This window comes from Oleiphilus sp. HI0067, from assembly GCF_001635735.1.
This window is the reverse complement of record NZ_LWFI01000482.1, coordinates 1-930: the sequence shown is the minus strand read 5'-3', so window position 1 is coordinate 930 and position 930 is coordinate 1. Positions and strand designations below refer to the sequence as shown.

The following is a 930-nucleotide window of genomic DNA, read 5'->3' as shown; positions in this document are numbered from 1 at the left end:
GCATTGGCCAGTTTAAGCCAATCGGTTTGGCAAATCCTACCATCGGCGAAGTAGATCAATTAAGCGAAGTCGAGGAGGCTAAAGTCGATATGGTGTGTAGTGCAAAACATATCGCGGACGCAGTGCAAGCATTAAAGAATGCGCATCCTTATGAGGAACCCGCTTACCATGTGATAAAACTCGAGACGCAGTTTTAGCGCACCCAGTCTTCACCCAGCGTTGCTGCAAAATCGATCTCTCTCGGTTCTCGGAATGTATCAGACACGTGCGTGGGAAATTTCCCTTCTTTCCTATCCGCAAAATAACGCTTCAAAGTACGTTTAACGGTAGGGAAGGCTAGCTCATCCCACGGGATTTCTTCTTCTGTATACAATGCGCACTCAAGGCTTTCCGTTCCAACGCCGAACTCGCCATCAATGAGTGTGGCCAAGAAGTACATATGGACTTGATTGATTTGAGGAACGTTGATAACGGTTAACAGGGAGTGCAGCGTTACTTTTGCTTCGGCTTCTTCCCATGTTTCTCGTGCTGCTGCTTCCATGGTCGTTTCTTGGTTTTCCATAAATCCTGCAGGCAGTGTCCAATAGCCATAGCGCGGTTCAATGGCTCGCTTGCAAAGAAGTACTTTATCTTCGAATACGGGAAGTGTGCCCGCGACAATGTTTGGATTTTGATAGTGAATGGTCTCGCATTGAGGGCATACGTATCGAAGTCGACTATCGTCGGCTGGAATTTTCTGTTGAACGGCATGGCCGCAATTACTGCAAAAGTTCATATCAAAATGTGCCCATTCTCTATTTTTGGCTAGCGCGACATTCTCTAGCACACAGACTCAATTAACAATCCCTAAACCCTATGCTAAGGTGCCCAATCTCAAATTTATTGAACTACCTCATGAGTCTTATACAGCAGTTCGAAAGTCGTCTTAGT

The 930-nt window shown here is 46.0% G+C and carries 1 protein-coding gene and 1 pseudogene; one reads left to right on the top strand and one right to left on the bottom strand.

Annotated elements, in window-relative coordinates; all coding sequences use genetic code 11:
- A pseudogene (locus A3739_RS05815) lies at positions 1-197 on the top strand (NGG1p interacting factor NIF3); the annotation flags it as partial.
- Here the strand turns inward: A3739_RS05815 and A3739_RS05810 are convergent.
- On the bottom strand, positions 194-775 hold the full coding sequence (locus A3739_RS05810; RefSeq protein ID WP_068475428.1) for an NUDIX hydrolase: 582 nt from the start codon (positions 773-775) through the stop codon (positions 194-196). The pseudogene A3739_RS05815 and the gene A3739_RS05810 sit on opposite strands and share 4 nt — an antisense overlap.
- Positions 776-930: the final 155 nt, after the last annotated feature.

Bases quoted from the DNA above. Each gene is read 5' to 3' on its own strand.
- A3739_RS05810 (WP_068475428.1), bottom strand. From the start codon at position 775: ATGAACTTTTGCAGTAATTGCGGCCATGCCGTTCAACAGAAAATTCCA.